Source organism: Sphaerisporangium aureirubrum, from assembly GCF_042658925.1.
GTDB lineage: Bacteria > Actinomycetota > Actinomycetes > Streptosporangiales > Streptosporangiaceae > Sphaerisporangium > Sphaerisporangium aureirubrum.
On record NZ_JBHSRF010000094.1, the window covers coordinates 25499 to 33101 of the forward strand.

Below are 7603 nucleotides of genomic sequence, written 5' to 3' on the forward strand. Positions count from 1 at the left end.
TTCTTCGGAAATGGCCGACCTATGCTTCCCGCACTGCTCAAAGGCGTGATCGGCGAGGAGGCCTTCATGGCCGGTATGACGCGGGCTGGGAAGCCCGTCACTCAGATCGACGGCGGAACGGGCTGGACCGACGAGGAGCTCTCCACGGTACGCCACCGCCTTCACGGGGAGATCGAGGAACTCAACGCCGAAGTGGCGCGGGCCGAGTCCCAGATCGCGTCGGGCGACATCAGCGACAGCGCGGGGGACGACCAGGCGGACGCCGGAGCCAAGACGTATGAGCGGGAACGCGAGATCGCCCTTACCCTGAATGCGCGGGACTTGGTCGCGCAGAACGAGCGGGCGATAGCCCGGATCGACGCGGGAACTTACGGAGTGTGCGAATCGTGCCACAAGCCGATCGGCAAGGAGCGTCTGCAGGCGTTCCCGAGGGCGACGCTGTGCGTGTCGTGCAAGCAGCGGGAGGAGCGCCGCTGAACGACCCGGCGGCGGAGGCCGCCGGGGGGAGCGGGGCCCGGCGCGTCGGGATACTCGCCGCGGTGGCCGTGGCGATCTTCGTGCTCGACCTGATCAGCAAGACGATCGTGGTGTCCGTCCTGGAGGGCGGGGAGCCGGTCACGTTGATCGCCGACGTGCTGCGGCTGCGGGTGATCCGCAACCCCGGAGCCGCGTTCAGCGTCGGGACCGGCATGACCGTGGTGTTCACCGTCATCGCCGCCGGCGTGGTGATCGCCATCCTGCGCACCGCGCGGCGGCTGCGCAGCCTCCCGTGGGCCGTCACCCTCGGCCTGCTGCTCGGCGGGGCCATCGGCAACCTCACCGACCGCCTCTTCCGCTCGCCGGCCCCCCTGCAGGGGCACGTCGTCGACTGGGTCGAGGTCTTCCCCGCCACGGGGTTCCCGGTGTTCAACGTCGCCGACTCCGCGATCGTGTGCGGCGGCATCCTCGCGGTCTTCCTCGCGTGGCGCGGCTACCAGCTCGACGGCACCCGCGCCACGGGCGCACCCGAGCCGGCCACCGGCGGGGACGCCGCAGCGGACAGGTCCCGGGACGACGCCGGCGAGGAGCACGGTGAGCGTCGTGGGTGACGTGCGCAGCCTGCCCGTGCCCGACGGCCTGGAGGGGGAGCGGCTGGACGCCGCGCTCGCCCGGCTGTTCGGCTTCTCCCGCACCCGCGCCGCCGAGCTGATCACCTCCGGGGACGTCCAGCTGGACGGCGCGACCGCCGCCAAGTCCGACCGCGTGCACGCCGGGGCCTGGCTGGAGGTCGTGATCCCGCCGCCGCCCGCGGCCCCCGTGCCCGTCGCCGAGCCTGTCCCCGGCATGCGCGTGCTGTACGAGGACGACGACATCGTGGTGGTCGACAAGCCCATCGGCGTCGCCGCGCACCCCACGGTCGGCTGGACCGGCCCCACCGTGGTCGGCGGCCTGCTGGGCGCCGGTCACCGGGTCGCCACCAGCGGCGCCGCCGAACGCCAGGGCATCGTGCACCGCCTGGACGCCAACACCACCGGCGTCATGGTGGTCGCCAAGAGCGAGGTGGCCTACTCGCGGCTCAAGCGGGCGTTCAAGGAGCGCACCGTCGACAAGCGGTACCACGCCCTGGTCCAGGGCCATCCCGACCCGCTGCGCGGCACCGTGGACGCCCCCATCGACCGCCACCCGTCCGGCGACGGCCGTTTCGCCGTGGTCGCCGGGGGCAAGCCGTCGGTCACCCACTACGACACCGTCGAGGCGTTCCGCGCCGCCTCCCTGCTCGACGTGAAGCTGGAGACCGGCCGTACCCACCAGATCCGCGTCCACATGGCCGCCACCCGCCATCCCTGCGTGGGCGACCTCATGTACGGCGCCGATCCCCGGCTCGCCGCCCGCCTCGGCGTCACCCGCCAGTGGCTGCACGCCGCGTCCCTCTCCTTCGACCACCCGGTCACCGGAGAGCTGGTCACCTTCACCAGCGACCACCCGGACGACCTCGCCACCGCGCTGGAACGGGTCCGCGCCGAGTCCTGACCCGGCCCCGCGGGCGGCTCGGCGTTCCTCGCTCGCCTGTCGCGATCCGCGACCCGTAGGGGCTGGTGTCGGCGGGATCAGGGGATCAGGACGGCGGAGGCCTCGTGGCGGGCGTCGAACGAGACCAGCGGGGTGTCCGAGCCGGGGCCGTCCTTCTTGCCCTTCTTGTCCTTGCCGCCTTCCTTGCCCTCGGGGCCCGGCCCTCCCTGGGAGCCCTCCTGGCCCGGGGGGATCTCGTTGCCGGCGCCGTCGGACTCCTTGGGCTCGGGAGGCTCGGAGGGCGTGTCGGGCTTGTCGCCTTCGTCCTTCTTCTTGTCCTTGTCCTTGTTCTCGCCCTGGTTCTTGTCCTTGTCCTGGTCGCTCGGACGGTCGTCGGGCCGGTCCGGCGTCGACGAGGGCCCGGGCGGGGGAGCCTGGGAGTAGGTCGGTCTGTCACCGCGGGTGACCGGCTCGCCGGACGGCGCCGAGGAGGGGGTCACCGAGACCGTCACCCGGACCGTGGGGGACACCGAGGGGGCCGTCTGCTGGCCGTCCATGCGGGCGATCACCCATGCGGCCCCGCCGGCCACCAGCCCGACCGACAGCACCAGGGCGCCGAGCCCGGTGAGCGCCATGCCCCGGCCGGTCGACCCGCCGCGCGGTACCGGCGCCGGCCTCGTCGCGTTCCCGTCACCCTCGGGCGGGGCGGGGACGGCGGTCCTGACGGCGAACGGCCCGGTCCGCGGTCCTTCGAACGGCTCCGCCGCGATGGGCTCGGCGGCGCGGGGCGGGGCGGGGGCCATCGCGCCGGTCACGGGCAGGGGGTGCGGGCCGCCCCGTTGCGCGGGCACGGGCGTCGCGGGCGCGGTGGGGCCGGGGGCCAGCCCGTCCGCCACCATCCGCAGGTAGACCTCGGCGTCGGCCGCGTTCATGCGTTCGGCCGGATCCTTGCGCAGCAGGCCGTCCAGCAGCGGGCCGAGCGGCCCGGCCAGCCGCATGGGCTCGGGCGGGTCGTGCATCACGGCGCCGAGCGTCGCCAGCGGGTTGCCGCGCTGGAACGGCGAGCGGCCCTCCACGGCGACGTACAGGGTGATGCCGAGCGACCACAGGTCGGAGGCGCGGCTGGCCTGCCCGCCCGCGGCCCGCTCCGGGGCGATGAACGCCGGGGTGCCGATCAGCATCCCGGTCCGGGTCACGGGGGAGTCGTCCTCCAGGGTCGCGATGCCGAAGTCGGTGAGCACCGCCCGGCCGCCTTCCCTGGTCAGCAGGACGTTGTCGGGCTTGACGTCCCGGTGCAGCACCCCCGCCGCGTGCGCGGCGCGCAGCGCGGCCAGCACCTGCAGGCCGAGCTGGGCCGCCTTCTGCGGGGGGAGCGGGCCGTGGTCGCGCACGACGGCGCCGAGGGTCTCGGAGGGGACGAGCTGCATGACGATCCAGGGGTGGCCGTTCTCCTCGAACACGTCGTAGACCGTAGCGACGCCCGCGTGGCTCACCCGCCCGGCGGCCCGGGCCTCCCGGAACGTTCTTAACGTGAATATCTCCCGTTCGGGGCCCGTCAGCTCCGGGGGGGCGAGGATCTCCTTGACCGCGACGTCACGGCCGAGGACCTCATCTCGGGCACGCCATACGGTGCCCATCCCACCGCGGCCGATCCGTTCGAGCAGGCGATACCGCCTGGCTACGACTCGCTCTGTGACCTGGGAGGATTCCGGCATGAGCTTGTGGCTACCCGCAGAATTCGGTCACATGCGCTCTAGAGAGGATCAGGCCTGAAACTCTGTGCGAACCTCACGAAACGGGGATAGTCCACTTCCCATTGGTCGTGGAGGGTGTGCCAGTAGATCGCGAACTGCCGCCCGTCCTGTGTCACGAACGCCCGGTCCACGACATGCGCCACCCCGGACTTCATCCGCCACGTGAACTCCCAGTCCGCCGCCTGCCACCCCATGAACGCCCCCGGCGTCAGCTCGATCAGCCGGTACCCCGGCAGCCACCCCCGCGCCGTCGACTCCCGCGCCACGGTCCGCAACGCGTCCACCGGCCGCGCGTCCCCCCACCGCGTCGTGTCGACCTGAAGGTAGCTCGCCGCCCCCGGCGCCCGGAAGCTCACCCGCGCCTTCTGCCGCCCGAACTCCACCCACCCCCGCGGCAACACGATCGTGAACCCCAGCGGATCCGAATGCAGCCGCCACCCCTTCGGCACCGCCTGCGGCCCGGCACTGGGCCCCGCGCTCGGCCCGGTACTCGGTCCCGCGCTCTCCGTCGCCCCGGGCGTGGCCTCCGGCGTCGCATCGCCCGTCGCCTCCGGGGACGAGGAGCCCGGCTCCCCCGACGGCACTCCCGCCGACGCCGTGGGCACCCCGGAACCCTCCGGCTCCCCGGACGTCCCGGCGGGCGTCACACCCCCGGCGACCCCGCCGCCCACCGCGGAGATCCGCTGATAGCCGTACCACCCGGCCGCCCCCAGCCCTCCCACCAGCGGCACCACGAGCGCCACGATCACCGCCGTCCGCACCCCACGCCGCCGCTGTCCCCTCGGCCCGGCCCCGGGTGTCCCGCCGGAGGTGTGCCCGCCGCCCTGCCAGGGCGTCCCCTGGGCCGCGGGGTAGCCGGGACGGCCCGGTGACGCTCCTCCCGAGGGGTCCGTGCCTCCCGAGAGGCTCGCGGCGGGGAGCGAGGACGACGTGCCCGGGGGTAAGCCGGGGGTGCCCGCCAGGGGCGCGGAAGGGCTGTCGAGCGTGGCGCGCCGGCCTCGGCCGTCGGGCAGGGTGAAGCCGCCGGGGGCCGGGGGCGGGGTGGCGGCGCGGCGGGACGCCCGGCCGCGGGCGCGGGCCGGTTCGCCCTCGGCCACCCGGTAGAGGGCGGCGGCGGCGTCCTCGGCGGTCATGCGCTTGACGGGGTCCTTGCGGAGCAGGGCCGCGAGGACGGGGGCGAGCGGGCCGGCGCGGCGGGTGGGGGCGGGGGCGTCGCTGAGGACGGCGGCCATGGTGGGCACGGGGGCGCCCCGGTCGAACGGCGGCCGGCCCTCCACGGCGGCGTACAGGGTCGCGCCGAGGGACCACAGGTCGGACTCGGGCACCGCGGGCTCGCCGCGCAGGCGCTCCGGTGGCATGAAGGCGGGGGTGCCCGTCAGGTTGCCGGTCGTGGTGAGCGCCGTCTCCTGCGGCATCGTGGCGATGCCGAAGTCGGTCAGCACCACCCGGCCGCTGTCGGTGAGCAGGACGTTCTCCGGTTTGACGTCCCGGTGCAGGACGCCGGCCGCGTGCGCCGCCCGCAGCGCGTCCAGCACGTTCGCCCCGATGCCCGCGACCGTGCGCGGATCGAGCGGGCCGCTCAGGCGCAGGACCTCACCGAGCGAGCGCGACCTGACGAGCTGCATGACGATCCAGGGGCGGCCGTCCTCCTCGATGACGTCGTGCACGACCACCACCGACGGGTGGTCCAGGCGTCCCGCCGTCCGGGCCTCCCGGATGGTGCGGCGGTTGAACGCCTCCCGGTCGGCGTCGCTCATGGCCCGGTAGATGACCTCTTTCACCGCCACCGAGCGGTCGAGCAACTCGTCGTGGGCACGCCACACCACGCCCATGCCGCCCCGGCCGATCTCCTCGACCAGGCGGTACCGGCCCGCGACCCGATCCCCCTCCGCCGTCACCCGCCCAGCCCTCCTACCGGCCCTCCGGCTCGCGTCCACCGTCCGGTTCTTCCGGGATCGCCCGGGACGGGGTGGTGGTCCAGTATCGCGGCTCCGGTGGGGGTATGCCCGTCGTTTCGGTCCCGAGGGCATCGTCCCACAGGGGAGCGGTGAGCGTTATTTGTCGGGCTTGAAGGTGGCGGTGAAGGTCTCGAAGAGGTCGTACTGCTTCTTCCAGTCCTTGTCGTCGGTCTTCCAGTAGATCGCGTAGCCGTGCTTCTTGTCGGTGACGAAGCCGCGGTTGACGACGTGGGCCCGGCCGCCGCCCGCGCTGTAGGTGAACTCCCAGTCGGCGGCGGTCTTCCAGTAGTCCACCTCCTTGATGCGGATCAGCTTGTAGCCCGGGAAGCGGCCCCGGGCGGCGGGCTCCTGGTTCTTCCAGTCCTTCTCGGCGTCCGACTTCGGGCTGTTCGTCTGGTCGATCATCAGGAAGCTGCCGGAGTCCGGGCCGCGGAAGTAGATCTGGGTGCCCCGCTGCTCGGCGCGCTTCCATCCCTTGGGCAGGGCGAGCGAGAAGCCCGTGCCGTCCTTGTAGCGGTGCCAGCCCGCCGGGACGTCCGCCGGGCTGGAGCCGGTGGGTTTCGGCGTGGGGCTGGGGGTCGGGCTCGGGGAGTCCGGCGGGGCGGACGACGCTCCCGAGGAGTCCGGCGAGCTTCCCGGCGTTCCCGGGTTCGCGGGCTCGCTGGCCGGTGGCTTGGCCGACCCGGCGGCCGGCGTCTCGCTGCCCTGCCGCATCCCGAGCCACAGCGCGACCGCCGCCACCACGAGCACCACCGGCACGGTGACCAGCGCGATCGTGCGCACCGGCAGCGACCGCTCTCCCCGGTGCGGCTCGGCCTCTGCCGGAACCCACCAGTCCCCGTCCGCCCGCTCGCCTTCCCGCCCCGCCACCTGGGCGACGGGCACTTCCCGGGCCTCCGGCCTCTGCTCCGTGGTCCCGTACGGGTTCCGCCTCGTCTGGGGTCGCGTCTCCGGCCGGGTCTCCCCGGCCGGCGGCCTCCCGGCCCGGGGGACGCGCGTCGGCCGCTCCTCTGGCGCACCCTCGTCCGGCTCCCACCCGCCGACGGAGTGGGCGGCGTCGGCCGCGCTCTCACGTACGTCCGCCGCTTCGGAACCGGCGGCCCTGTCCTGCCCGCCCTTGGAAGAGGCCGGGCGGGACTCTGGCGGCGTCCCTGTGCCGGGGCGGGACGTCCGGTCCGCTCCGGGGGAGGACGCGGCCGTGCCTTGGGCGGATGCGGCCGCATCCGGGTGGTCTGGGTCGTCCTTGTGGGCGGCGCCGGCCGTGCTCTCACGAACGCGTACGTCTGCCGCTTCGGGATCAGCGGGCCTGTCTTGCCCGTCCTTGGAGGAGACCGGGCGGGCGGAGGTCTCGTCTGTCCCGGGGCGGGACGCGGGGGTGGCTTCCTTACCGGGACCGCGTACGTCTGCCGCTTCGGGATCAGCGGCCCTGTCTTGCCCGTCCTTGGAGGAGACCGGGCGGGCCGAGGCCGCGCCCGTCTCGGGGCGGGGCGCGGCGGTGGCTCCTCTACCGGGACTGGACGCGGAGGTGGCTTCCGTACCGGGGCGGGGCGCGGACGCCTGGTCCGTGCCGGGGGTGGCGGAGGCGTCGGGGGAGCCCTGGGCGAGGTCGCCGATGCGGGTGCCGGTCATCGGGGCGGCGGGGCCCTTGCCGGGAGCTGGCGCGCCGGCCGGCGAGGGGGCGCCGGGTCGACCGGGGACCGCGGGGGCGCCGGCCGCAGGGGTTTTGGGCGCGGGGGCACCTGACGCGGGGGAGCTGGACGCGGGCGTGCCAGATCCGGGCGTGCCAGGTACGGCAGCGGCGGATCCGGGGGCGGCGGATCCGGGGGCGGCGGATCCGGGGGTGCCAGATCCGGGGGAGCCGGCTCCGCCAGGTCCGGGGCTGTATGCGGCGGGTGCGGGTGG

The 7603-nt window shown here is 74.6% G+C and carries 6 protein-coding genes; 3 read left to right on the forward strand and 3 right to left on the reverse strand.

The window, feature by feature from the left end; genetic code table 11:
* Positions 1 to 66: 66 nt before the first annotated feature.
* Genes ACFP1K_RS36015 through ACFP1K_RS36025 form a run of 3 tightly spaced genes read left to right on the forward strand, consistent with a single transcriptional unit; the run spans position 67 to position 2010 of the window.
* A complete protein-coding gene (locus ACFP1K_RS36015; protein WP_380762005.1) occupies positions 67 to 477 on the forward strand; it encodes a TraR/DksA family transcriptional regulator in 411 nt (136 codons plus the stop codon).
* Positions 450 to 1088, forward strand: a complete 639-nt coding sequence (gene lspA, locus ACFP1K_RS36020; protein ID WP_380761996.1) for a signal peptidase II — start codon at positions 450 to 452, stop codon at positions 1086 to 1088. The genes ACFP1K_RS36015 and lspA overlap by 28 nt, the downstream gene beginning before the upstream one ends.
* On the forward strand, positions 1081 to 2010 hold the full coding sequence (locus ACFP1K_RS36025) for an RluA family pseudouridine synthase (RefSeq protein ID WP_380762007.1): 930 nt from the start codon (positions 1081 to 1083) through the stop codon (positions 2008 to 2010). The genes lspA and ACFP1K_RS36025 overlap by 8 nt, the downstream gene beginning before the upstream one ends.
* A 77-nt stretch (positions 2011 to 2087) precedes the next feature.
* Here ACFP1K_RS36025 and ACFP1K_RS36030 read toward each other — a convergent pair whose 3' ends face one another.
* The 3 genes from ACFP1K_RS36030 to ACFP1K_RS36040 form a co-directional block, all read right to left on the reverse strand.
* Positions 2088 to 3704, reverse strand: coding sequence for a serine/threonine-protein kinase (locus ACFP1K_RS36030; RefSeq protein ID WP_380761998.1), 1617 nt, complete (start codon positions 3702 to 3704; stop codon positions 2088 to 2090).
* A gap of 38 nt (positions 3705 to 3742) precedes the next feature.
* Positions 3743 to 5641, reverse strand: a complete 1899-nt coding sequence (locus ACFP1K_RS36035) for a serine/threonine-protein kinase (protein WP_380762000.1) — start codon at positions 5639 to 5641, stop codon at positions 3743 to 3745.
* Between the two features lie 156 nt (positions 5642 to 5797).
* A complete protein-coding gene (locus tag ACFP1K_RS36040; RefSeq protein WP_380762003.1) occupies positions 5798 to 6586 on the reverse strand; it encodes a hypothetical protein in 789 nt (262 codons plus the stop codon).
* Positions 6587 to 7603: the final 1017 nt, after the last annotated feature.